The 26362-nt window shown below is 38.2% G+C and carries 24 protein-coding genes; 14 read left to right on the forward strand and 10 right to left on the reverse strand.

Annotated elements, in window-relative coordinates; genetic code table 11:
* Positions 1–87 precede the first annotated feature (87 nt).
* Together IM793_RS15975 and IM793_RS15980 are read right to left on the reverse strand one after the other, a co-directional pair.
* Positions 88–789 (reverse strand): AIM24 family protein, encoded by a 702-nt coding sequence (locus IM793_RS15975; protein WP_193423017.1) that lies wholly within the window; start codon positions 787–789, stop codon positions 88–90.
* 125 nt (positions 790–914) lie between these two features.
* Positions 915–2411, reverse strand: a complete 1497-nt coding sequence (locus IM793_RS15980; protein WP_227256275.1) for an NAD(P)H-hydrate dehydratase — start codon at positions 2409–2411, stop codon at positions 915–917.
* A 306-nt stretch (positions 2412–2717) separates the two neighbouring features.
* On the opposite strand from IM793_RS15980, the gene yiaA reads away from it, so the two are divergent.
* Positions 2718–3125 (forward strand): inner membrane protein YiaA, encoded by a 408-nt coding sequence (gene yiaA, locus IM793_RS15985; RefSeq protein WP_193423018.1) that lies wholly within the window; start codon positions 2718–2720, stop codon positions 3123–3125.
* Positions 3126–3162: 37 nt separating this feature from the next.
* On the opposite strand, the gene IM793_RS15990 is transcribed toward yiaA, so the two are convergent.
* Complete coding sequence (locus tag IM793_RS15990; RefSeq protein WP_193423019.1) at positions 3163–5193, reverse strand: M48 family metallopeptidase; 2031 nt, start codon at positions 5191–5193, stop codon at positions 3163–3165.
* 251 nt (positions 5194–5444) lie between these two features.
* Here IM793_RS15990 and eat point away from each other — a divergent pair, with 251 nt between their 5' ends.
* The 8 genes from eat (at position 5445) to IM793_RS16030 (ending at position 15574) form a co-directional block, all read left to right on the forward strand.
* Entirely contained in the window at positions 5445–6758 is a 1314-nt protein-coding gene (eat, locus tag IM793_RS15995; protein WP_193423020.1) for an ethanolamine permease, read from the forward strand.
* Positions 6758–8119, forward strand: a complete 1362-nt coding sequence (locus IM793_RS16000; protein WP_193423021.1) for a glutamine synthetase family protein — start codon at positions 6758–6760, stop codon at positions 8117–8119. The genes eat and IM793_RS16000 overlap by 1 nt, the downstream gene beginning before the upstream one ends.
* Positions 8120–8359: 240 nt before the next feature.
* Entirely contained in the window at positions 8360–9508 is a 1149-nt protein-coding gene (locus IM793_RS16005) for an iron-containing alcohol dehydrogenase (RefSeq protein ID WP_193423022.1), read from the forward strand.
* 120 nt (positions 9509–9628) lie between these two features.
* A complete protein-coding gene (locus IM793_RS16010) occupies positions 9629–10348 on the forward strand; it encodes a gamma-glutamyl-gamma-aminobutyrate hydrolase family protein (RefSeq protein WP_193423023.1) in 720 nt (239 codons plus the stop codon).
* 27 nt (positions 10349–10375) lie between these two features.
* Entirely contained in the window at positions 10376–11740 is a 1365-nt protein-coding gene (locus IM793_RS16015; RefSeq protein ID WP_193423024.1) for an aldehyde dehydrogenase family protein, read from the forward strand.
* 3 nt (positions 11741–11743) lie between these two features.
* Complete coding sequence (locus IM793_RS16020) at positions 11744–12133, forward strand: STAS/SEC14 domain-containing protein (RefSeq protein ID WP_193423025.1); 390 nt, start codon at positions 11744–11746, stop codon at positions 12131–12133.
* A 973-nt stretch (positions 12134–13106) separates the two neighbouring features.
* Positions 13107–15056: a beta-N-acetylhexosaminidase gene (locus tag IM793_RS16025; protein ID WP_193423026.1), complete on the forward strand. Its 1950-nt coding sequence runs from the start codon at positions 13107–13109 to the stop codon at positions 15054–15056.
* Positions 15057–15103: 47 nt separating this feature from the next.
* The gene (locus IM793_RS16030) at positions 15104–15574 is read left to right on the forward strand and encodes a CYTH domain-containing protein (protein ID WP_193423027.1); all 471 of its coding nucleotides are present in this window, start codon (positions 15104–15106) and stop codon (positions 15572–15574) included.
* A 294-nt stretch (positions 15575–15868) separates the two neighbouring features.
* Here the strand turns inward: IM793_RS16030 and IM793_RS16035 are convergent, their stop codons facing one another.
* From IM793_RS16035 to IM793_RS16045, 3 genes are all read right to left on the reverse strand, one after another.
* Positions 15869–16837, reverse strand: a complete 969-nt coding sequence (locus tag IM793_RS16035; RefSeq protein ID WP_193423030.1) for an FKBP-type peptidyl-prolyl cis-trans isomerase — start codon at positions 16835–16837, stop codon at positions 15869–15871.
* 198 nt (positions 16838–17035) lie between these two features.
* Positions 17036–18031, reverse strand: a complete 996-nt coding sequence (locus tag IM793_RS16040) for an FKBP-type peptidyl-prolyl cis-trans isomerase (protein WP_193423032.1) — start codon at positions 18029–18031, stop codon at positions 17036–17038.
* Positions 18032–18077: 46 nt separating this feature from the next.
* Positions 18078–19088 (reverse strand): bifunctional oligoribonuclease/PAP phosphatase NrnA, encoded by a 1011-nt coding sequence (locus IM793_RS16045; RefSeq protein ID WP_193423034.1) that lies wholly within the window; start codon positions 19086–19088, stop codon positions 18078–18080.
* A 244-nt stretch (positions 19089–19332) separates the two neighbouring features.
* Between IM793_RS16045 and IM793_RS16050 the strand changes: the two genes are divergently transcribed.
* The 3 genes from IM793_RS16050 (at position 19333) to IM793_RS16060 (ending at position 21153) form a co-directional block, all read left to right on the forward strand.
* Positions 19333–19752, forward strand: a complete 420-nt coding sequence (locus IM793_RS16050) for a nucleoside-diphosphate kinase (protein ID WP_025144153.1) — start codon at positions 19333–19335, stop codon at positions 19750–19752.
* A gap of 134 nt (positions 19753–19886) precedes the next feature.
* Positions 19887–20657 (forward strand): FKBP-type peptidyl-prolyl cis-trans isomerase, encoded by a 771-nt coding sequence (locus IM793_RS16055; protein WP_193423036.1) that lies wholly within the window; start codon positions 19887–19889, stop codon positions 20655–20657.
* Between the two features lie 319 nt (positions 20658–20976).
* Positions 20977–21153, forward strand: coding sequence for a hypothetical protein (locus IM793_RS16060; RefSeq protein WP_168202555.1), 177 nt, complete (start codon positions 20977–20979; stop codon positions 21151–21153).
* A gap of 98 nt (positions 21154–21251) precedes the next feature.
* Here the strand turns inward: IM793_RS16060 and IM793_RS16065 are convergent, their stop codons facing one another.
* Both IM793_RS16065 and IM793_RS16070 read right to left on the reverse strand, forming a co-directional pair.
* Positions 21252–21542, reverse strand: coding sequence for a DUF721 domain-containing protein (locus IM793_RS16065; RefSeq protein WP_121287710.1), 291 nt, complete (start codon positions 21540–21542; stop codon positions 21252–21254).
* Positions 21535–22638 carry a DNA replication/repair protein RecF gene (locus tag IM793_RS16070; protein ID WP_193423039.1) on the reverse strand — a complete coding sequence of 368 codons (1104 nt, stop codon included), beginning with the start codon at positions 22636–22638 and terminating at the stop codon, positions 21535–21537. Before IM793_RS16070 ends, IM793_RS16065 begins: the two co-directional genes overlap by 8 nt.
* A gap of 105 nt (positions 22639–22743) precedes the next feature.
* Here IM793_RS16070 and IM793_RS16075 point away from each other — a divergent pair, with 105 nt between their 5' ends.
* Positions 22744–23151, forward strand: a complete 408-nt coding sequence (locus IM793_RS16075; protein ID WP_193423041.1) for a hypothetical protein — start codon at positions 22744–22746, stop codon at positions 23149–23151.
* A gap of 123 nt (positions 23152–23274) precedes the next feature.
* Positions 23275–23940, forward strand: coding sequence for a tetratricopeptide repeat protein (locus IM793_RS16080; protein WP_121287707.1), 666 nt, complete (start codon positions 23275–23277; stop codon positions 23938–23940).
* 1050 nt (positions 23941–24990) lie between these two features.
* Here IM793_RS16080 and pth read toward each other — a convergent pair.
* Positions 24991–25551, reverse strand: coding sequence for an aminoacyl-tRNA hydrolase (gene pth / locus IM793_RS16085; RefSeq protein WP_025144146.1), 561 nt, complete (start codon positions 25549–25551; stop codon positions 24991–24993).
* Positions 25552–25747: 196 nt separating this feature from the next.
* Positions 25748–26332: a 50S ribosomal protein L25/general stress protein Ctc gene (locus IM793_RS16090; RefSeq protein ID WP_121287705.1), complete on the reverse strand. Its 585-nt coding sequence runs from the start codon at positions 26330–26332 to the stop codon at positions 25748–25750.
* Between the last annotated feature and the right edge of the window lie 30 nt (positions 26333–26362).

The raw sequence follows: 26362 nt of genomic DNA on the forward strand, positions 1-26362 counted from the left end.
TAAATCTTGTTGCCCCGAGTGAACGAAATGGAGAAACCTTATCGATTAAGATCTCTCCACTGCGATCGAAATGACGATTCTACTATTTTAAGACTTCGCTGCGTACTTCACTTCTTCGTAAGGCTGTACCAACACCCATCCCTCGCCAAAAAACTCTAATTGGAAAGATTCGCCACTTCCTCTTCCAATGAAGGAACCGAAAGTTAAATTGGTTTTAATGTTAGGCGTTAAATTCTCAGACCAGGCTACTGTAGCATTCGGATCAGTATATACAGGCTGATTGGCAGTAACCCTTAATAAAATTGGTTCGCCATGTGTGGTTATGGCAATATAACCGCTGCCCGAAAGTTTAACCTGAAATAAACCACCACTCATCATACCTGCAATGCTTTTTAGCATTTTTATTTCATTTTTAATACTCTCTTCCAGAGCCAATACATCATTACCATTTACAAAAACGGCTTCGTTTTGAAGTTTGATGATCTTTACTTTCTTCCCTTCATCGGCCAGATATAATTTGCCCGTTCCTGTTGCGTGCATCAGCGAGGTACCTTCACCAGATATGGCTTTTTTTAACAAACCGCCCAAACCTTTACTCAATAGGCCTTCTCTTTTAAAATCAATATTTCCGATGTAAGCAACCATCGAACCTGCTTTTGCCAGAATTTTTTGATTTTTTAAGTTTACCTCCAACATGGCCGGTTTTTCCAGTTCAAAAAAATCGTTTTCTGCCGGGTTTTCTGCTGATTCCTTAATAAGTTCGTTCAGCGTGTACTCTTTTTGTGCCATAATAATTTGTTTTCCGTTTAAGATATCTGTTATTTAAATATTGTGTAAACTATCAATTATAAACTAAAAAAATAGTAGTTTAGTAAAGGTTTTTTTTCCACAATTGTGGCTAAGCACATCACAAACTAGGTTGAGATGAGTGCTTTAATTTCTTTTGATATCCTGGCGGTAAGATGCGATGCGGTAACGACAAATTGTTCCTGTGCTAAATGATCGCCTGCCTTTCCATGAATGTAGCAGGCCAGAAGAGCGGCATCTGTTGCCGAATATTTCTGCGCTACAAAACCTGCAATAATGCCTGTAAGAATATCGCCCATTCCGCCTTGCGCCATCGCCGGATTTCCTGTAGGATTGATGAGTACCTTGCCTGTTGGCAGGCAAATAAAAGTATACTGGTTTTTAAGAACGATAACAATCTTTTGTTTTATGGCCTGTTCTTTAGCTGTTTGCACCCTATCCCACCAATTATCATGTTCACCAAATAAGCGATCGAACTCTTTCATGTGCGGGGTGATAATGGTATTTGCGGCGAGTTTATCGATCAGATCGGGCCTTTCACCTAAAATATTTAAAGCGTCTGCATCAATGATCAACATCTGGTTAGCCAAAATCAGGCTTTCGAGCAGCCTTTCATTTTCGGCTTCAGTACCTAAACCTGGGCCAATAGCAATGGCCTGATATTTCTTTGGGTTCTCTATTCTTGTGTATTCATCTCTTGGCAGGGCCATTACTTCTGGTAAGGTGGTATTTAAGGCTGTTAACCCGCTATGCGGAATAGAAGCCGTGGTTAATCCCGCACCTGTGTGTAAACAAGCCATAGAAGAAAGCAAAGCCGCACCCATGGTATTGGTATTTCCCGCAATAACCAGTGCATGACCATAAGTACCTTTATGGGTGAATAATTTTCGGGGCTGCAGGATCTTCTCTATGTCACTTTCTTCCACTAAGTAGAAATCAGCAGCTTGTTTCTGGATAAAATCCTCATCCAGATCAATATCAACCACTTCATATTTTTCAGTCGCCAAGGCCGACTCAGGGAAAAAAAAATTAATCTTCGGCCTTTGGAAACAAATTGTTTTGTAGGCTTTTATCCCATAATAATCTTTCGGGAGTTTACCTTCAGCAAAAAAACCTGTTGGTACATCAACCGCATATACTTTTTTATTCAACTTGTTTATGGCCTGCACAAGCGCTTCAAATTCTCCGCTCAAAGGCTTATTTAAGCCCGAGCCTAGGATGGCATCAATAATTAAGTCGGCTTTCAAATGCTTTAGATCAGAAGCCTGATTAATGATCGTTTTTTTACAGCGTGTTTCCTCAATTCGTTGCAGGTTGATTGCAAAATCTTCAGTCTGCTTTTCATTGAAGTTAATGATGTAGACTTTTAAATTCTCATATCCATTAGCGATAAGTAAATGCGCAATAGCCAGTCCGTCTCCCCCATTATTTCCCTTACCACACATTATAGCCAAGCTTTTATTGGTATCGAACTCGTCTCTTAAAAAAGCTTGAACAAAAGCCCTCGCCGCTTTTTCCATCAGATCAATTGAAGCAATGGGTTTATTGGCAATCGTAAACTGATCAGCACTACGCATTTGGGCAGAAGTAAGCAATGTTCGCATATAACTAAGGTAAGATTATACAGCTATAATGCAAAAGATAGGATTTTGTTTGATTTCTTTCCATAATGCTGTGTAATTAAGCCTATCAGGAATTTTCAACCACAGATGCACACAGATTTTTTATTCACCTGTACATCCCATATATCTTTACCCAGATTATTTTATTGATTTCAGATAGCACAATCCCATAATAATTATCTCCCAGGCTCAGCATTCAAAAAAATAATTTGAAATACTCTCTTTTAATTTTTATACCTTTTGCCAATCTTTAGCGTTGACTATTGAATTAAATTAAATCTCAAAACAATGAATCAAAAACCATCAAATGCATTTGTGGCAGCTGCCTGGATGGCATTAGGTATCGGAATGATAGGCTTTATTGTAGGTCTGTGGCGTTCTGATATGCTTCTCAATGAAAAAGGATATTATTTCACCGTATTAATGTTTGGCCTTTTCGCCGTAATCTCTTTACAAAAAGCTGTTCGCGATAAACTGGAAGGTATTCCCGTTACAGAAATTTATTATGGCATCAGTTGGTTCTCTACGCTATTAACCGTCACTTTATTGGTAATTGGTTTGTGGAATGCAACTTTGCTACCCAGCGAGAAAGGATTTTATGCCTTTGCCTTTTTACTCTCCTTATTTGGCGCTATTACCGTTCAGAAAAATACGAGAGACAGCCAGATTGTGAATAAAAACCGCGATTCGGAGTAAGATTTAAGCCAGTGGTATTAACTACTGGCTTTTTTATTCAGCTAAACACCGGATTTGCCAATTTTGCGCTAAACGCCAGAAGTTCTTTTTTGGTGAGAAAATGCCTTTCGGATATAACTCCTCCAAAAAAATTCATGGTAAAAAATAAGTCCTTAAGCTCTTCATCAAAATAAAGATCTGCTCCAAAATACTTGTAATTGTGTTTTAAGTACTCAGTGAGGGCTGTTTTTGCCTCTTCTGTTATTAAACTGGCATACGCATCATCATTAACGATTGCAATCAAACAATCCTTAAATTTTTTCTCTTCTTTTTTAACCACCACCATCTTTCTTTTGATCATTTCCTTGGATGCTGATGTATGCATAAATCTTGTTGCATTGGCCAGATCTAAATAAGCATTCTCTTGAACCGTAAATTCTTCGGCTACCTGCTTATATTTGATCGAAAGCGATTTAAATGTTGCTTCAATTTGATTTTCTTTTGCCAAAAACCTGAAATATTCAAAAACCTTTACATCGAGCAGAGCCAATTGCCCATTTTTCTTACTTATTTCACCCTTCAAATAATCAATCATTGCCCTACAATCAGCCAGCGAATACTTTTTGCCATCGTAATTAAATGTTTTAACATTGATCACCTGTGAATCTATATTATCTATTGTAGCCAGGTCTGATTCCAATGCTTTCAACTCATACATTACGCTTAAGTTGGTATCATCAAAAAACTCTTCAACGCTCAATTCAGATGGAATTGTTGGCAGATCAAATGAATCTATATTAAACTGATGATAGGGATTTCTATAATCGAAATAACCATTAAAAATATCTGGATAAGAATTTTGATCATTTTCTTTCAAAAAATCTACTTCAAAGTCACTTAAGTGCTGTACCGATGGTTGCTCTCGGTAAACTGCACGCTGGAATATCTGTGCTGTAAATTTTTCAGCTATTCTTTCCTGATCTACAAGTAGTGTGTTCGCCATCTCATTGTATGGTTTTCCAACAGGAATTCTGAGGTCATTTAATCTTTTAATACGCTCATCGGTTTCTGGATGTGAACTATATTGATTGGAAAAGGATATTTTTGATTTGTTAAAGCGGTTATAATAACCAATGCTCACCTGCGGGAATCCATTTTCGAAAGGCAGTTTATTCCGTTGAGCCAAAAAATTCATTACCAAAATCTGTTGTGGAAAAATATTTGCCGAAATAACACAATCATCAATTTTTCTTTCGTAATAGTTATAGAGAATATCTACAGAACGGCTTGCGAGCTGCATGCGCAATAACGAATCAACAAGGGGTTTAGAACCTACGGTAACTGCAGCAACTGCATCGGCATGAAATTCCATTTCGTGCGAAAGTTTGCTATAACTCTCACTTAAAACCTGATAAACACGCACTAGAATCTGTTGCATTAAACCGATTATCTTATCAGAAATCAGCACAAAAATACCAATATAAGAACTTGCGTTCGCTATGCCACGCGTTACTTTATCATAACTTTCATTTTCATAAAGCATATCGTAAATAATCTTGTTAAACTGGTATACATAAATACCAACCTTCATGCTCTTTTGCGAAAAGTGGCCAAACTCATGGGCTAATATTGCACGCAGTTCATCAGCAGTGGTGGTATTAATCAGACCAAATCCGATCATCAGGTTTTTACGCACCGGGAAAAACATGCTCCAAAAGTTCGAATCGTAAAAAACTGCAGCATTAACCTCATTAGATAGGTATACTTTTTTCGGAAAATCTGTTTGTACACTTAAAACAATTTCATCAATCATTTTAAAGATTTCAGGCTGATCGGCCCTGGTAATTTCCAATAAATGAGACCTGTCCAGCTTATTGCTCTTAAACATAAACTTGACCAGAAAAAACAGGATCATAAAACCAAAACCTATCAAACCAATGCCCAAAATAAAAGTAACGGAAGAGCTGATGTATTCCATGAGCTTTATCCCCAAATAACAGGAAACTGCGGTTAGCGCCAATGTAAATATTATTAATACTATATAGGTGGCAACAAATAAGGTAATAGCCTGTACAGACTTGGCTGCCATCTTCTTAAAATTTTCAGAAGGCCGAAGAGCGTTTTCATACATAAAGATATTGTTTGGTTATGCAAGATAACAAAACGGATAAATGCTCAAAATCGCTTTAAAAAAATTAACAATAAATTATTGCAGCAATTACGAGTGATAGTGAAATGATTCGAAAATAATTACTACTTTAAACATCAGATACCGAGGCTAATAGTTTATCATTTTCGAGCATATTTTATAAACCTATTTAAATCTTGTAAATCCTACCCATGGAACAAAAAGATGGCTTAAAGAAAACGCTTACCCCCTTTATGCTCTGGGGGCTTGGCGTGGGTTATGTAATTTCGGGAATGTATTTCGGCTGGAATTTAGGCCTCGAAAAGGGTGGCACCCTGGGTATGGCCATTGCTACGGTTGCCATCATGGTGATGTATATTACCTTTAGTTTCAGCTATGCCGAACTGGCCTGCGCCATACCAAAAGCTGGAGGTGTTTTCGATTATGCCAATACAGCGTTGGGCAAAAACATTGGTTTTATTGCGGGTATTGCCCAAATAGTCGAATTTATATTTGCGCCGCCTGCCATTGCCTTCGCCATAGGCGCTTATTTTAATGCATTTTTCCCGCAGGTACCCATTCTTACCAGTGCAATTGCGGTGTATTTCATTTTTACGGCTTTAAATGTTTATGGTATAAAGGCTGCTGCTTCGTTCGAAGTCATTATCACCATTTTGGCTGTTGGCGAGCTGTTGCTGTTTTCAGGCATTACCTTACCCAAGTTTCATGCTGAAAATCTGGTGCATAACAACTTTCCAAATGGCTGGAGTGGTGTTTTCGCAGCTATCCCTTTTGCCATCTGGTTTTTCCTGGGCATTGAGGGGGTTGCCAATGTAGCCGAGGAAACCAAGAACCCACAGCGCGATATCAGCAAAGGTTTTGGCTGGGGTATATTTACTTTGGTTGTATTATGCGTAGTGGTTTTTATCTCCACCATTGGAATCGGTGGTTGGGAAGCTATTGTATATAAAAACGGGAAATCGGGCGAGACTTCCGATTCACCTCTACCTTTAGCCCTTTCGATGATTACGGGCGATAATCATTTAATGTACCACTTACTCATTACGGTTGGCCTATTTGGCTTGGTCGCCTCCTTCCATGGATTGGTTTTAGCAGCTGGAAGGTCTACCTACGAAATGGGAAGAGTGAAAAGCATCCCCGCAATATTGGGAAAAATCTCACCAAAATTTCAAACACCGGCAAATGCTCTGATCGGTAATATGGTCATTGGCATCATCGCACTTTTATCTGGCAAAACCGCCGAAATTATCATTATTTCTGTATTTGGTGCCTTAACTTTATATATCATATCGATGGTTTCAGTAATGGTACTCCGAAAAAACAGTCCTGAAATGGCAAGACCTTTTAAAACGCCTGTTTACCCGCTATTTCCCATAGTCGCATTAATTATTTCCTGTGTTTCTTTCATCGCAATGCTGATTTATAATCTTAAATTAGGTTTAATTTACTCAAGCATTATTTTAGGCATATTTCTTCTATATAAAATCTTTAAAAAGGCAGATTAATGAGTACGAGCAAAGAAATCCTTGATTATGTAAAACATCATCCATCAGGAAAAGTTAAATTGGCTGTTGCTGATATCGACGGCATTTTAAGAGGGAAATATGTCGCTGCCGAAAAGTTTGCTTCACTGGTTGAAGGTCGCCTGGGTTTCTGTGATGTTACTTTTGGCTGGGATGCTGGTGATGTAGCTTACGAAAATGGAAAATACACGGGTTGGCATACAGGTTATCCGGATGCCCAGGTGAAAATCGACCTAAAAACCTTTCGAAAAATCCCTTGGGAAAATGAGGTGCCATTCTTTTTGGGCGATTTTATTGATGACCAGGATCAACCAAATTTTGTTTGCCCAAGACAGCTGCTAAAAAAACTAATCACAGAATGTGAAAATGAAGGCTTCTCACCACTTTTTGCACAGGAATTTGAATGGTTTAATTTTTCGGAAACACCAGAAACCATATATGAGAAAGGTTTTGCCAATTTAAAACCTTTAAGTCCGGGCATGTTTGGCTATTCTATTTTAAGAAGCACTTACCAGAATGAATTTATGGGCGACCTGTTCGAACTGCTGAATAAATTCGACATCCCGATTGAAGGCTTACATACCGAAACCGGACCAGGAGTTTACGAAGCTGCCATCAAGTATGCCCCGGCTTTACAAGCTGCCGATCAAGCGATTTTATTTAAAACAGCTGTAAAGGAAATTGCCTACAAACATGGTATCCTGGCCACTTTTATGGCTAAAATAAGCGAAAACTTACCTGGTTGTAGCGGACATGTGCATCAAAGCTTATGGGACAGTAAAAACAAAACCAACCTATTTTATGAGGAAAAGGATCCGGATAAAATGAGCGAAATGATGAAAAGTTATATCGCTGGTCAGCTGCATTGCCTGCCACACCTATTACCGATGATTGCCCCTACCATAAACAGTTATAAACGTTTGGTTGAGGGAGCATGGGCACCGACCACCGTAACCTGGGGAATCGACAACCGCACTACGGCATTGCGCGCATTGCCGGGAAGTAAAAAAGCTTCACGTTTAGAAACACGAATAGTAGGATCTGATACCAATCCATATTTGGCACTTTCTGCTTGTTTAGCCGCCGGAATGTACGGTATTAAAAACAAACTTAAATTGGAACAACCTGCTACCAAGGGAAACGGATATGCCGATTTATCAAACGGTGTATTATCCAGTAATTTATTCGAGGCCACACAAAAGATGAAAAATTCTGATCTGGCCAAAACATTATTGGGCGAAAATTTCGTTGATCATTTTACGATGACACGGGAATGGGAATGTAAACAATATGCCAAAGTAGTAACCGATTGGGAGTTGAAAAGGTATTTAGAAATTATTTAGTAGAGTCGTCATTCCCAACTTGATTGGGAATACTAATGCCTTAGGGGAATATTTTAACATCTAACCTTAGGTGGGCTCAGGTGACTAAGGTGGTAAAAATAAAACAAGCTAAAATGTTAACCACCTAAGTCACCTTAAAACACCGTAGTTAATCGCTGACTGTTAGGTTTAAATAACATAGCCTCAGATGGTAAAATAAATTAAAAAGAACAGGTCTTAAATACCTAAAATAAGAATATCATGATATTTGATAAAATCCATCAGTTTAATTTCCCCACAACCATCCGTTTTGGTGCAGGTGCCGTAAAAGAATTACCGGCTTATTTAAGCAAAAACCAATTAAAAGCGCCATTGATTGTTACTGATTCTACCATTGCCCAGCTTCCGTTTTTTAAAAGCATTGTAAAAGATTTAAAGTCAAAAGGCATTTCTGTCGAGGTTTTTAGCGACATACACAAAAACCCGATAAAAAGCGATGTTTACAAAGGCACCGATGCCTGGGATGCTACCCATCGCGATAGCATTATTGGTATTGGAGGAGGTGCAGCTTTGGATGTTGCTCGTGCCATTGTCCTGCGTGTTAACCATCGCGAAGATTTATTTAAATATGATGATTTAATCGGTGGTGATATTTACGTAACCAACGATGTTCCCCATTTTATTACCATCCCAACCACATCAGGTACGGGAAGTGAGGTGGGCCGCAGTGCCATAATCGCCGATGATGAAACCCATCAGAAAAAAATCTTGTTCTCGCCAAAATTAATGGCGCAGATCGTTTTCGCAGATCCGGAGTTAACCATGGATTTACCATCTTTCATAACGGCAGCAACAGGTATGGATGCCCTAACACACAATATGGAAGCTTATCTGGCCAAAAATTTCCACCCGATGTGCGATGGAATTGCCTTAGAAGGTATTTCGTTTATCAAAGATTCGTTGGAACGCGCCACCAATAAGCCCGATTTAGAAAGCAGGAGCAAAATGTTAATGGCCTCGATGATGGGCGCCATTGCCTTTCAAAAAGGTTTAGGCGTAGTCCACTCGTTGGCGCATCCGCTTTCTTCCCTTTTAGATACCCACCACGGCCTCGCAAATGCAGTGAATATTCCTTATGGTATGCAATTCAACATTGCGGGTTTTGAAGACCGGTTTAAAAAAATTGCCCGAACACTCGAGCTTAAAGAGGAAAATGGCGAAGCCGTTGTAAAATATCTGTTCGATTTGAACACGAAAGTCAATATTCCGCATAAATTGAGTGATATTGGCGTTAAAAATGAACACATAGAAACACTTGCCGATTTAGCATTTGCAGATTTCGCACATCCAAACAATCCTAAACCAGTAAGCAGAGAAGATTTTAAACAATTGTACTTAAGTGCTCTTTAAAGTAATCATTAAACACAGATAAAGAGAATGAGCACAGATAAAGGTGGTATTACTTAAATAAAAGATCACAATCCAAATCTGTGTTCATCTGTGAAAATCTGTGGCAAAACATAATGGACTATGTCTGATAAAATAATTATTGGCGTTACCGATTGCAGTAAATACGCCATTTACCGGGATTGGGTCTTATCCTACAACCAAAATGTAGAGGTAATCCAGCTCGGATACAAGCTTAACAATTTCGACGAGATCAAAAAATGCGATGGTATTGTTTTAACCGGTGGTGAAGACGTGCATCCGAGATTTTATAACCAGCCCGAATATTATTCTTATTGCTATGAGGATGATATCGATGAAAAACGAGATGAGTTTGAATTTAAAGTTTTAACCTATACCGAAGCTCATTCAATCCCGGTTTTAGGTATATGCCGCGGCATGCAGGTAGGAAATGTATTTTTTGGTGGCACTTTAATCCCCGATATCGCAACCTGGGGAAAATTCGATCATTCTAAAATGCACGATAAATCAGACCGCTACCATGAAATTTTGGTGAATTCATCCTCATGGCTCAACCAGATTGTAAATACGGATAAAGGATTGGTAAACAGCAACCATCATCAAAGTACCGATAAAACCGGAAAAGGATTGGTGGTGAGCGCAATTTCTCCTGATGGGGTTACCGAAGCCATGGAACGATTGGAACCGGAAGGAAAATCATTTTTGTTATTTGTGCAATGGCATCCCGAGCGTTTGAAAGATCAGCACAGTCCATTTAGCAAAAATATACACGAGGCATTTATTCATGCAGTCAATTCACAAATAAAACATCAATCTGTGTAATCGCTTTAATCTACAAATCATTTTAAAATGCAGATCATCAACCCCGCAACAGAAGAAATCATTATCAGTTTGGAGGAGGATAATTCATCTACACTTCAGCTAAAATTTGATGCTTTAAAAGAAGCGCAGCCGCTATGGGCAAATAAAACCCTTCAGGAAAGAATTTTAGTGATCGCTAAGTTCAGTGATTTACTGGAAGCTGAAATAGAAAGACTGGCGGCGGTATTAACCAGCGAAGTAGGCAAACCTTTACAACAATCGCGTAATGAAATTAACGGCGCAAGGGCACGCATTAAATGGATGCTGGCTAATGCCGAAAAATATCTGGCTGATGAGGTGATGGTTGAGGAACCGGGTTTGAAAGAGGTTATTAAATATGAACCTTTAGGTGTGGTCTGCAACATTTCGGCATGGAATTATCCTTACCTGGTTGGTGTAAATGTTTTTATTCCGGCACTTTTAAGTGGTAATACAGTGATGTACAAACCATCAGAATATGCTACTTTAACCGGACTAAAGATCGAAAAACTGTTAAAAAAAGCAGGTGTACCTGATGATGTTTTCCAAATCGCCATTGGTGCTAAAGAAACAGGCGCAGCTCTATTAGAAATGAATTTCGATGGTTATTTTTTTACAGGATCCTATAAAACAGGAAAATTCATCTACGAAAAAGCAGCTTCAAAAATGGTTCCCTGTCAGTTGGAGTTAGGTGGAAAAGATCCTTTATATATTGCTGATGACGTGGCTGATGTAGTCGCTGCAGCGGTTGGTACAGCTGATGGCGCTTTTTACAATAATGGCCAAAGTTGTTGTTCCGTTGAGCGCATTTATGTCCATGAGAAAAATTACGACGATTATTTAAATGCCTTTGTTACCGAAGTTAAAAGCTGGAAAAGTGGTTCACCCACAGCCGACGGCACTTATATTGGACCTTTAACGAGGAAAGAACAAATAGCGGTCTTGAAAAAACAGGTGGAAGATGCTTTAAATAAAGGTGCTAAATTGTTAACCGGAGGCAAAGTGCTTGTAGGAAAAGGTTATTATTTTAAGCCAACAGTTTTAACGGACGTTACCAATGATATGCTGGTGATGCAGGAAGAAAGTTTCGGCCCGATTATCGGCATTATGAAGGTAAAAGACGATATTGAAGCCGTTAAAATGATGAAAGATACCGATTATGGCTTAACGGCATCGGTTTATACAGCCAATCAGGAAAGGGCTGAAAAAATACTGTCTCAGATTGATGCAGGTTCGGGTTATTGGAATTGCTGCGATCGGGTGAGTGCAGCCTTGCCCTGGAGCGGAAGAAAGTATTCAGGTATCGGTGCTACTTTATCCCACCAGGGATTAAGGGCTTTTACCAAACCAAAAGGTTATCATTTAAGGGGATAAAATATGGGTAATGATAGAGATAACAACCTTATCGAAGGCGAAATTGCCGATTATTTATTAACAGATGATGGAATCCTTATTTCTTATAGTAAAAACATTTTACGTACAATAGAAAATATTTCGGCCAACGTAGCGCTGGTGAAGAAAATCACCAATAACAAGAAGGTTCCACTGTTAATTTACTTAAAAAATTCTCCTGTTCCGGACAAAGAAACACGAAAATTTTCAACAGAGCAGTTGCCTCAAATTTATACAGCTATGGCACTGGTTTCGAAACCTGGTTTATCACAATTGATTATGAAGATCATGTTTAAGTTTCAAAACCCGCCTATCCCAATAAAATCATTTACGGATGATCAGAAAGCCAGGGCATGGTTAACGCAGTTTTTGTAGTTTAAATCAAAAAGATATCATCGTGAGAGTTAAACTTATTGCGTAAACCGATATAAATGATAGTTTTTTACCAATCTTGGGCTGCGAGGAATCGTAATGCAGGCACTTTAAGATTCCGGCCTGCACCTATCGTGTGAACATATCTCTGTTAATTTACATTTGTTTTTAGCGTGGTTACCTAGGTCGATCGTCATGCTGAATTTATTTCAGCATCTTTCCTGCTAATGGCAAGCTTTGATATCTTAAAACTATACTTTAGAGATAAATGTTTTTTTACGCTCTATGCCGCGGGGCATGGTACTTTGGAGCGCCAAAGTACCCAAAGCGCTTTGCCAATCCAGCAATGAGCCTTTGCACAATCTCACACGCATCAAAAAAACAGCGACACTTCGTTTTGTGTTCAATATTTTTTAAAATAAAATCATCGGTTATGAACACAAAACCACTGCGTTTCAGGTTTGTTACTGCCATTTTTACTTTCGTGCACCTGTTTTTTTGATTTCTCCGGCTCTTGGAATTGACAGCGTCCTTGGTTAAAATCCGTGCTGTATTAAAGTTGGTTAGCAAAACGCCTAAACTAAATTTAAAAAAGATGTGTCCACACGATAGCTCCTGCGCAGGAATGATGGACGTACTATAGGATTCTGTCTTTGATAGGTATAATTTATTGCGTAAAAAATAATGAATGACTGCAATTAATCTATAGCTAAAAATCTTCGAGTTACCGTCATTTCGAGCGCAGTGCAACGCAGTCGAGAACCCGAAGGCTCTGCGAAGCAAAATCTGCCTAGATAGATTTCTCCATTTCGCTGCGCTTCAGTCGAAATGACGAGCGATTTTATCCAACGCCAACTGCCATACGCTCCGCGCTTTACTTCTTGTACATTTCCTTTCGCACAAATACCTTTGATTAAAATCTTTTTTAATAAATTGCAGATTATACTTATCCGGTTAAACCGTTTTAATTATTTTAATGAAAAAATTAGTCCTGATCATCTCCTGCTGTTTTTTTGCAGCCAATACTTTCGCCCAATCTATCGTTACAGAAACTGAAATCGGTGAGGCCGAAAGTGCAGTTGCACAAACACCGATTGCCATTATACCTGAGCCTGTTTCATTGGTGAAAAAGGCAGGTACCTTTACTTTGCCTGAAAATGTAATTATACAAGCGGTTAAAAGCGCAGAGTTAAAGCAACCTATTACTTATCTGTCTGACCGGATAACCACAGCTACAGGGAAATTTGTAAGCACCGTAAGCAATTCGACCCATCCTACGATCAAACTGATTTTAAATACGCAAGAGGATGCTCAACTCGGTAAAGAAGGTTATAAACTAAATGTTAACCCTACCCAGGTTGTCATCACCGCAAACCAGCCAGCTGGGATTTTTTATGGCGTTCAATCCTTGCTTCAGCTTTTCCCTGCCGAAATAGAAAGCAAAGAACTGGTGAAAGATGTGAAATGGAAGGCACCTTGTGTTGATGTGGTAGATTATCCAAAATTGGGCTGGAGAGGTTTAATGTTCGATGTGGCCCGTCACTTTTTCACTAAACAGGAAGTAAAGCAGTTTATAGACGACATGGTTCGCTATAAATTTAACTTACTGCATTTGCATTTAGCGGACGATGAAGGCTGGAGAATCGAAATTAAAGGTTTGCCCAAATTAACTGAAGTTGGTGCCTGGAGTGTTAAAAAAACCGGTACTTTTGGCGATTTCACTCCACCAACCCCAGATGAACCTCGTACTTATGGTGGCTTTTACACACAGGAAGACATTAAAGAACTTGTTCAGTATGCACAAGAACGCTTTGTAAATATATTACCCGAAATTGATGTTCCGGGGCACAGTTTAGCCATTATCGCCTCTTATCCAGAATTATCGTGCACACCAGAGGCCGTTAATTATAAAGTTCGCTCTGGCGAAAAAATTATGGATTGGAGCCGTGGCGCGCCACCAACAGCTTTGGTTGATAATACACTTTGCCCGGCAAACGAAAAAGTTTATGTCTTTTTAGACTCAGTACTTACACAGGTAGCTAAACTTTTCCCTTTCGATTACATTCACATGGGTGGCGATGAAGCCCCTCATAATTTTTGGGAAAAGAACGATCAGGTTAAAGCTTTAATGCTTCGCGAAGGCTTAAAAACCATTCCGCAAGTTCAGGCCTATTTTGAAAAACGTGTAGAACAGATCGTGATTTCGAAAGGTAAAAAATTTATGGGCTGGGATGAAATTCTTGAAGGAGGCGTATCGCCAACAGCGGCAGTGATGAGCTGGAGGGGAATGAAATATGGCATCCAGGCCGCTAACGAAAAACACAATGTAGTGATGAGCCCGACTGATTTCGCTTATTTAGATTATATGCAGGCTGATGCTATTACTGAGCCAAAAGTGTATGCTTCGTTAAGATTAAACAAAGCTTATCAGTTTAACCCTGTTCCGGCAGGCGTAAATGCACAGTATGTGATTGGCGCACAAGCCAACCTGTGGACTGAACAGATTTTCACCTTCCGACAGGTAGAATACATGGTTTATCCCCGTGCTTTTGCCATTGCCGAATCAATATGGAGCCCAATTGAGAAGAAAAACTGGACAAATTTTGTTGATCGTACACAACAGCATTTCAAAAGATTAGATTTTGCTGAGATTAAATACTCCCCTGCAATTTACGATCCGATTTTTACGGTAAAACGTAGCGCAGATAAACAGTTAATGATCGAATTAACTCCAGAAATAGATGGTTTGGATATCTACTATAGCTTTGACAACTCTACTCCCGACCGTTTTTATCCCAAATATACAGCAGCATTACAGGTACCAAAAGATGCCAGTATGTTACGTGTAATTACCTACCGGGGCAAACAACCGATTGGAAGATTGATTAGTATGCCAGTAGCAGATTTACAGAAAAGAGCACGTTAACAATAAGCATTAAGATTCCCGTTTTCGCGGGAAAGACGAAATCTACAATGGGCAAAGAAATAGAGCGCAAATTTTTAATTGATCAGCAAAAGTGGGATAACCTGAATAAACCGGAAGGAAAACTTTTTAGACAAGGTTATTTACTCACTTATAAAGATAAAACTATACGCGTAAGGGCAACCGAAACCAAAGGATTTTTAACCATAAAAGGCCAAACCATTGGTGCCACAAGGATGGAGTATGAATATGAGATCCCAGTTGATGAAGCCACAGAATTACTAAATAATTTCTCGCAATCAGAACTTTCTAAAACACGCTATGAAATTACATTTAACGGCAAGCTTTGGGAAGTGGATGTATTTTCTGGTGACAATGAAGGCCTTATTGTTGCCGAAATTGAACTGGAAAGCGAAGAAGAAACTTTCGATCTACCGGATTGGGTAAGCACTGAAGTTACCGAAGAGGCAAAATATTACAATTCTAACCTCACGGTTAAACCTTTTAAAGATTGGGTTTAAGTTTTCGAACTCAGTTTTATAAAAGTTAGGTTTGCGTTAGGGATTGTAAGGGTTCAGTACCAATCCTTCATTGGTACCGGAGCGAAGCGTAGCCCTGAAAAGCCCGCCCCTTGCGCAGCTTGGGTAACGCCCAAATCAGTTATCAGTTTACAATTTTCAGTAATCAGTTCTTTTGCAAACCTCGCAGGTTTAGCTTGTAGTTTATATTATTTTTTAGCGGCCTTATTGAGGGCGATGCCGTTTAAAAACCTGCGAGGTCTAATGATTTCGAAAACCTATAAGATATGATCAACTTTATTTAGCCAATGGCAAACTTGCACCTGGTTTAATAATACCTTTCAGCTCTACATCAAAAACCAATGGCGTAAACGGATTAATTGGTCCACCTCCGTTCTCCCCGAAACCCAATTTTGATGGCAAAATCATTTTAATCTTACCGCCAACCCCGATCAGCTGAATGCCTTGGATAACGCCTTGCGGTAATTGCCCTAAAGGTAAGCTGCGAGGTACATATTGTACACTTTCAGAAAAAATCCCAGCCTCTTTAGCAATTTTAGCATCAGAAGTATCAAAAACATTTAATTTTCCGTTCGATTTTTTATTGGTAAACTGGCCTGTATAGTCCATTAATACCGTATCCGTTAAAGTTGCTCTTTCTGAATTACCCGGTGCAAAAATTACATATTGTAGTCCGGATGGCGCAGTAGTTACTTTCAGATTATTCTCTTCAACGTATTTAGCTATTTTAGCAGGTTCTACTGTTTTGTTTTTCTCGTTTAGCGCTTTGTATTCAGCCTCAAAAAAAAGTCTTTTCTTTGCCTCAAAAACAGAATCAGCATCTTTTCCTTTGTGTAAAACCTTCTCAATTTTAATGGTAAATGACGCAATATTCGATTTTAGTCCTTTTGGTTTTGGCTGACCTGAATATTTCTCCATTGAATCGAGGTTCAATTTAAAAACGGCGCTATCTCCTTCACCAAGTAATTTCAATCCAGAGGCTAAATCGCCTTTGAACATCGATTTGCTAATGGCAAAGAAAGCAGGACGTTCATTGTCGTAGGTATTTACCATTACAGAATCGGGATTGGTATTGGTTTCTACCGTTTGAACTCCGTTTAATTTTACATAATCGCCATCCTGAATTTTTGGCTTACCTTCACTTTTATAGATCTTGTAAGTCATATCTCCTTCACCCTTTTCGAATTTGTTACAGGCACCTAGTCCTAATGCTGCTGCCAAGAGAATAATTATTCCTTTTTTCATTTAGTTATTTATTAAAAAACAGTCTGCAGATCCTATTTCAAAATGTATACTGTGTTTTATTAGAACACTACAAAGATAGGTTATAATAAGTTTTTATAAATCTTTGGAATGTTTTATTTCTTGATGAGTTAATAAAAAGCTGAGCAAAAAAAATCCTGCTTAAATGAATAAGCAGGATCTCAAAATATCTTAAAAGAATTATTTTTTAACTACCGGAGCAGGCATTTGCATTGGAGCTGCTGCACCTGGTTTTCCTTTGATAATATCTTTAATTTCTAAATCGAAAGCAATTGGGCTGAAAGGCATAATACCAACTTGTGGTGCACCTTGCTCACCATAACCTAAGTTAGAAGGAATAATTACTTTAATTTTACCACCTTTACCAATTAACTGTAAAGCTTCAGTAAATCCTGGGATTGTTCCGCCAACAGGCATTTTCTGAGGACCGTAAGGTTTACCTGCCTTAAATTCGTTTTCTGCTTTAGCTAGTTTCTCATCACTTGTATCGAAGATTTTGTATTTACCATCTTTACCTTTTTTAGTTACTCTACCAGTATACTCGATTAGTACGGTATCGCCTAAAGCTGGTTTTTCTGCACTTCCTGCGTTTTCGATAATGTAGTGTAAACCACTTGCAGTAGTTTTAGTTGCCAGTTTAGTATCATCTAAATAAGCTTTTAACTTAGCAGGTTCAGCAGCTTTCTTTTTTTCTGAAGCAGCTTTATAATCAGCCTGGAAAAACTCCTGAGCTCTTTTGTTAAAAGTAGAGTCAGCTTCGCCAGCTTTTTTCTTGAATACTTTCTCGATTTTCACCGTGAAAGTGATGTATTTATCATTTTTGAACTGCTCTGGTTTAGGTTGTTTACTATGAAATGCCATAGTATCTAAATTTACTTTAAAAGTAGCGCTATCGCCTTCTCCAAACAATGTTAAAACATCGTTCATATCACCAGCATACATTTTTTTCTGAGCAGGAAATACTGCAGGCGTTTCGCTGTCGAAAGTGCTTGATAAAACTGAATCTTTATCGTTTTTCTGAATAAAATTCATTTTAACGATATCGCCTTCTTTGATTTTCTCGTTACCTGCCGAGTGGTGAATGGTATATAGTAAGCCACCAGCTCCCTTTTTCTCTTGTTTACATGCTGCTAAACCTAAAGTGGCTGCTGCTAGAATAATAATTCCCTTTTTCATTTATTAATTTGACTTTTTTAAATTTTTATTGTTTTATTTCTTTTTCCTAAGCTATCAATTGTTCTTTATATTCTGCTAATATCGATTTAAATTCGTTTACTACATCAGCTAAAGATTTTTCTGATGCGCCGCCAGCCGCATTTCTGTGGCCACCACCATTGAAATATTTCTTACAGATTTCGTTAGCCGGAAAATCGCCTGTAGACCTGACAGATAATTTAACTTTATCGGTACGTTCTATAATTAACGCGGCCAAACGGATACCATTGATGGAAAGGGCATAATTTACCACTCCTTCTGTGTCGCCGGTAATACTGTTGTACTGCGCCAATTCTTCCTTGGTAACCGAAATGATGGCTGTATTATAATCTCTTAAAACTTCTAGTTTATTAGATAGGCAGTAGCCTAAAAAGCGTAGTCGGTTTTCGCTCGAGTTATCGTATACCAATTCGTGGATTTTCGATTGGTCGGCCCCTAAATCGATCAGATTTGCGGCAATACGGTATACTTCCGAAGTTGCTGATGAGAAACGGAAAGATCCAGAATCAGTCATTATACCTGTGTAAAGGCAAGAAGCTACATCTTTATTGATCGACTCGCCATCCTGTAACTGATTTGCAATAAAATCGTAAACTAATTGTGCAGCAGCACATGCATTGATATCCCAATGGCGGTAATCGTCGAAATCTTCTGGCTCCAGGTGATGATCAATCATGATCTTTTTAGCCCCTGCAGCCCTAACCAGTTCGCCTAATTCATTAATGCGGCTCAGGGTATTAAAATCAAGGCAGAATATGAGTGAGGCTTCATCAACCAATTGTGCCGCCTTTTCCTGCGCTTCTGTAAAAATAATTACGTCGCTATTGTTCGGCATCCAATGCAAAAAAGTAGGGTAATCGGTTGGGGTGATTACCTTAACATGGTGGCCTTTTTGAATTAAATATCCATATAAACCCAGAGATGATCCCATTGCATCGCCATCGGGTTTGTGATGCGTAGTGATCACAATTCGTTGTGGCGTAGCCAATAATGTTTTTAATTCAGTTAATGTAAGCATATATTTTTTGCGCTGCAAAGCTAAGTAAATTTAGATTAGGATTGATTAGGATTTAAAGATTTTAGAATGAGCAGGATGATAGTTTAAAAGATATTGATATATAGCTGGTAAGATTAGTGATCAAAACAAGGTTAATTGGCTATTTTGATCCTTATCATCATCCATTCTCGACTGAAAAACAAGTTGTATTGATTATTCATCAATTAAAACGTATTTTTGCAAAAAAATTGATATCAAAAGCACAATGAGCACTAACAGAACTTTTACCATGATCAAGCCTGATGCAGTAGCAAACGGTCATATCGGATCAATCATTAACGACATTACTAATGCTGGTTTCAAAATCATTGCATTAAAATATACTAAACTTACAGATGAAACTGCTGGTCAGTTCTATGCTGTTCATGCTGAGCGTCCTTTTTACAAAGATTTAGTAAGCTTTATGTCTTCAGGACCTATTGTTGCTGCTATTTTAGAAAAAGACAATGCGATTGAAGATTTTAGAAAATTGATCGGCGCTACTAACCCGGCTGAAGCTGCAGAAGGGACAATCCGCCAGAAATACGCAAAATCAATCGATGCGAATGCAGTTCACGGTTCAGATTCTGATGAAAATGCAGAAATTGAAGGTAACTTCTTCTTCAAAGCAGACGAACGTTTCTAGTTTCCAACACAAAAAAATTACAATAAAACCCCGAATATTCGGGGTTTTATTGTTTTATCTATTTTGTATCTTTCGGCCTTAAATATAATCCACCATTTAAACCTGTTGGAATTAATTACTCCATAACATAAATAATGAAACGAATTTTCTTAGCGGTATGCTTGTCTGGTATCGCTGTTGCATCTTATGCACAAACCAAAACAGCAGCAAAAAAAACAGTTGCAAAAAAACCGACTACAACCAGTAAAAAGTCAGTTCCTACCATCGGTTTAAAATCTACTTTAGACTCTACCAGTTATGCTTTTGGCACTTCAATTGGTTCCAGTTTAAAAACAACCGGCCTTTCTACCTTAAATTACGAAGTATTGTTAAAAGGACTGAAAGATGCATTTACTGGCGGCAAAGTTGTATTAACCCAGCAGCAGGCTCAACACTGTATAAATGAAGCATTAGCAAAGGTATCATCAGTAAAAAACAAAGCTGAAGAAGCAGCAAATAAAATTAAATACGCACCCATTATGAAAGAAGGACAAGATTTCTTAGAACAGAACAAAAAACGCGCAGGTGTTCAAACAACTGCAAGTGGCCTACAATACGAAGTTTTAACGGCAGGTACCGGCGTTAAACCACTGGCAACAGACTCGGTACTGGTACACTACAAAGGAACATTATTAAATGGAAAGCAATTTGACAGCTCTTACGATAGAGGTGAGCCGATTTCTTTTCCACTAAATCGTGTAATTCCAGGCTGGACAGAAGGGGTACAATTAATGCCAGCAGGTTCAAAATATAAATTCTTTATCCCTTACAACCTGGCTTATGGTGAACGCGGTGCAGGAGCAGACATTCCTCCTTACAGCACTTTGATTTTCGAAGTTGAGCTGTTGAAGGTTAACGGAAAATAAAAATGCTATTCGTCATTTTGAGTGATTGCAACGAAGTCGGGAAATCTATCTAAGCAGATCTCTCCATTTCACTGCGTTCCAGTCGAGATGACGATTTTTTTTTAGAATCTTAATGCAATAAGATTTTAATGTGCAGTCAGATGTTACCATCTGACTGTTTTTTTATTGAATAATCCTATCAAAAAAGTGATCGATACTGTGTCAGATGGTAAAACATCTGACACCACTAAACAGGAATTTCTTTAGAATCGAGCTAAATAAACCCATAATTAAAACTTTCTTGAATATTCGATGTTAGCTATTACAAATTAACATAAATATGAAAAAAGCATTCCCTTTAGCACTGATCGCATTTTTATGCACCACCTTAAGTAGTTGTGAACTGGTAGAAGGTATATTTAAAGCCGGCGTTTGGGTAGGCGTAATCGTAGTTGTAGTTGTGGTTGCGCTGGTGATCTGGATTTTGGCAAAGATATTTGGCGGAGGAAGAAGTTAGTTTAATCTTGAGTCCGAAGTCAACAGTCTTTAGTCGGCATTTAATCTTTGGTAAAATATAAAGAGCATGAGTTTTAACTTTTGCTCTTTTATTACGCCTTACAAAAACACCATTTCGGTAATGACCTCGCTGCCGGCATGCTCATTTAATTTCTGGATTATTCCTTGTCTCACCATAACCAATTCATTTTTGATCACAGAAGATTCTATCCTCAGAAATAATTTTTTATCGTGAATATAAATCTGTTTGGTACGGTTGGCAATTGCAGTACCCATAATCTCTGGCCAGATAGACAAGACTGAAGTTTCATCAAACTTACGGCGCAAACGATACACATCCAGCATTTTGCTGATGGCATCTTTTACGGTAACATCATTGGGTTTACGCATTTTGTATCGTTCCGTTATCTACTTCGAACAAAGTTACATCAACTTCTATTTTTTCAAAAATTGATTTTACTCTTTCTCTTCCTGTATCTGTAATAAATATCTGCCCAAAATCGTGGTGAGAAACCATTTGCATTAGTTTTTGAACACGGTTATCATCTAACTTATCAAAAATATCATCCAACAAAAGCAACGGCTTAAATCCTTTGTTTTTAGCGAGATAAGCGTATTGTGCAAGTTTTAAGGCAATTAAAAAAGACTTCTGTTGTCCTTGCGAGCCAAACTTTTTTAAAGGCATTCCGCTGATGATAAAAGCCAGTTCATCTTTATGAATACCAGTTGTGGTCCGCTCGAGCACACGGTCTTTTTCTACTGATTTTTTCAATAGTTCCTCAAAAGCCGCATCATTCAATTGCGATTGATAATTTAACTCAACGATTTCCTTATTTTCGGTAAGGTAGGTATAATATTGATTAAACAATGGAATAAACTCATCCATAAAAGCTTTTCGGATGGCGAATATCTTGTTGCCGGCTATAACCAATTGTTCGTCCAAAATTTCGAGCAGCGTAGGATCATACTTTCTGGTAATGGCGATCTGCTTTAGCAAAGCATTCCGGTTTAACAAAATACGGTTATAGGTAATCAACTGATCCAGGTAATGTGCATCGGTCTGCGAAATCACATTATCGATAAACTTTCTCCGCTCTTCGCTACCTTCCATAATCAGGTTCACATCATAGGGAGAAACCATTACAACCGGAAAAAGGCCTATATGATCGGCCAATTTCTCGTATTCTTTTTTGTTGCGCTTGAATTGCTTTTTCTGATTGCGTTTTACACCGCAGGAGATTTTTTCGTTTTTTTCGTTGCGGTCAAAATCGCCCTGGATCATAAAAACCTCTTCATTGGTTTTGATCTGCTGGCTATCGATGGGATTAAAGTAACTTTTACATAGGCAGAGGTAGTGAATCGCATCGAGCATATTCGTCTTTCCAGAGCCATTATTACCCGTAAAAACGTTCACAGTTTCCGAGAAACGGAGATCTGCATCGGTATAGTTCTTAAAATTTAGAAGGGTAATATTTTTTAACCACATAAATATGTCACAAATTTACCCTTTTTTAGCCTCTTAACATCCATTGTTTAAAATAAACGTTAATAACATTTAAAAAAATTGTACTTTCATCGCAAGGAAAAATAAATGGTTGCACAAAAAATGTTAGAAGGGAATGTTCTATGGTCTTATGATCATGAACTGACCAATGATAAAAATTCGAACTGGATTAAAAAAATCGCAGGTCTATTTTCGTTTTTAAAGCCAATTCACAATCACGAAGGCGATATTTTGTTGGCCTCCAATGGCCTTTTTATTACCGGAGATGAACAATTGGAACTCCCATTATCAAATATAGAAGAGGTCTATATGGGTTTCGACGATTTATTCCCAGCTTCATCTGCAAAAAATTTCGGTGCATTCTGGCAACCCATTAGAATTAGATCGACTGTGAGCCGCTCGGAAAGTCAAACCGTATACCTGGTGATTAACCACACCGGTATTTTTAGCGATAACCAAACCTGGTTTAATACACTAATTAGCTTGTTGCGCTAATGATCGTAATCATTTTACGATCTGCAGGCCTAAATAACTAATGTTTAATCAAATACTTCAAAATAAAGGTTGATACTTTGATTGAAAAATGTATTTTTGCAATCTTAAATTTTTTAAACAAACATGTCTACAACAGATAACCAGACAATTCAACCAACTAAAAAAGGTTCATTTTTACAAGAGAATAATAAAAGCTTACTGTTTATTGCAGGCGCTGTAGTTTTATTAGTTTTAATATATCTTTGGTATCAAGGCGTGTATTTAAAAGGTCGTGCTGAAGAAGCCGCTAGCAAAATGTACAAAGCAGAGCAATCTGTTGGAGTAGATTCGCTATCGAACAGAGCTGTTAAAGGCGAAGGTGGTTACCCAGGCTTAGAACAGATTGCTAAAGAGTACGATAATACTAAATCGGCAAACTTAGCTAATCTTTATTTGGGTGGTATTTACTTACGTAAGGGCGAATATAAGCAAGCTATAGAATCATTAAACAAATATAGTGCTACTGGTAGCCCAGTTGCGGACCCATTGGCTTTAGGTTTATTAGGTGATGCCTATAGCGAGTTGAAAGACTACAAACAAGCTTCTACGTATTATAAAAAAGCAGCTGATAAAGCGAGTAAATTTACTTCACCAATGTTTTTAAAGAAATTAGGTTTGGTGAATGAAAACCTGAAAGATTTTAAAGGTGCAGTTGATGCTTATACTAAAGTTAAAACTCAATATCCTGAGAGCGCAGAAGCGCAGTTAATTGATGCTTACATTGCAAGGGCTCAAGAACAAGTTAAATAAACACTAACTAAAACATATTTACAGGAAAGATCATCGAAAGGTGGTCTTTTTTTGTTTAAAGCTTTTCGTAATTGCAATTATTGATCTTTCGACTAAGTTATCAATGACAGATTCTTATAGAAAGATCGTCATCTCGACTGGAGCATCGCGGAATGGAGAGATCTATGAGCCAGATTAAATTGGAAAATAGATTTCTCGACTGCGTTGCACTCCGCTCGAAATGACGACACTCCAAGACTATTCATTCTATATCGTACTTTGTAGCTCACCAAAACGATAGACAGTCTCATAACAAGAACCATTATCTTTTTTTTTGGAAATCAGGTGCAGATGCTTTTAGGTTATTGCAGCCCCGCTCTACGTTCCTTCCGATGAAAAATCGGAACCACTGCGGTCGGGTTTAAGCTGCACAGCCAACAATACTATTTTGGGTTGCATGTGCAGGAAAAGGAAGTTGTATATTTATTTACCATATAAGGCATTTAAGGGCATATTAACTTAAATGTTCTTATATTTCTTATATGGTTATTATATATTCTTAGCTAATAAAAGATCCTTCGCTAAACTCAGGATGACAGCAGCTTGATCCGCGATATCGTTTTCCCTAGAAGATGATTTAAATCAGTCAAGATGCTGTGAGGATATAGGTAATTGACTAGGAAAGGAAATCTATATAAACTATGTTATTCTACCAACAATAGCAGTAGAGGTGCTGCGTTTTAGACCTGATTGAAATAGAAAGCCCACAGCGCAGCGAGGACTTGTAATGGAAAGCAGGAACAAACATTAAGAAGTGCGTCTGCAATTGCTCTTCAAGCAATCTTGACCACACTACCATTGACAGAACACCAATAGAAAGGTCGTCATCTCGACTGTAGCGCAGCGAAATGGAGAGATCTATTTAGTTAGATTTCTCGACTGCGTTGCACTCCGCTCGAAATGACGGTAACTCAAGGGATTTTTACGCATAGATTAATACTGTCATTTATATTGATTTTTATGAAATAAATTAACCCTCAGGATTACAGCATGATTTACACAATTAACCATCTATTTATTAAAAGCCGTCATGGTATGGGCTGGCCCAATGGTAACGAAGCTTTTAATCAACTCTACACTTTTATCAATCAATGCAGGAAGTTCCAATTGCTCATTTTTATCAAACAAACCCAAAACGAAATCTACCTGCCGGCCTTTCGGATAATCGTTACCAATGCCAAAACGAAGGCGTGCGTAGTTTTGCCCACCACAAACTTCTTCGATACTTTTTAAGCCATTGTGGCCAGCGCTTGAGCCTTGCAGTTTTAATCTTAGCTTTCCCAGAGGCAATGCAAGGTCATCAACAATAACAAGTACATTTTCTGGTGCTATTTTCAGCTCCTTCATCCAATAGTTAACGGCCTTACCGCTCAGGTTCATAAAAGTAGTAGGCTTAATTACATGCAATTTTTTGCCTTTAAAGCCCACCTCAGCATAATAGGCCAAACGGATATTATCAAAACTACCACCTAAACCTTTAACCAGTTCATCAGCAATATCAAAACCAATATTATGCCTGGTGTGCGCATAATCCGGTCCGATATTCCCTAAGCCAACTATAAGATATTTCATGGGGCAAAGGTAGAAGCTTAAAGCGAAAAGACCAAAGACTAAAGCGAAAAGTCTGAAGTCCGGAGTCGTGAATCTATATATCTAGTAAGGGGCAGCATTTGACAGATAACCTCGTGTAAACAAAAAAGCGGTAAAGAATTTCTTCTTTACCGCTTCTAGAATTTGTGAAATCACATTAATCTGTGAAATCCTTGTACTATTTTTTACCTTTAGCAGCTTCAGTTTCTGCTTGTTTTAATGCTCTAGACATTGCAACAGAAACGATAGTATCTTCAGGAGTGTTAGTGATTACGTATTTATCACCTTTAAGGTCACGAACACGAGATAAACTACCAACTTCTAATTTCTCTAAGCTTACTTCTACGTTTTGTGGCATGTTAGCTGGTAATGCTTTAACACGTAGTTTACGTAATTTCTGGATTAATTTACCCCCCATTTTAACACCTGGAGAAGTTCCTGTCAATTTAACCGGGATCTCCATAACGATTTCTTTCTCGTCAAATAACTGAAGAAAATCGATGTGCATTAATACGTCGGTAAGTGGGTGAAATTGAGTGTCTTTTACGATAGCTTTAGTTTTAGTACCGTTAACATCAATCTCCACAAAGTTTACATCCGGGGTATAAATAACATCTCTTAAGTCAGCAATAACTACAGCAAAGTGTTGTTGCTCTTTTCCACCATACAATACCGCCGGAACTTTACCTTCGTAACGAAGTTCCTTGGCATCGCGTTTCCCTACGTTCTCTCTTGGAGAACCGCTAATTGCGATTGTTTTCATTTTTATTTATATTTATTTATTAGTAGTCAG

It is taken from the genome of Pedobacter sp. MR2016-19 (genome assembly GCF_014947265.1).
In the GTDB taxonomy this organism is placed as follows: Bacteria; Bacteroidota; Bacteroidia; order Sphingobacteriales; family Sphingobacteriaceae; genus Pedobacter.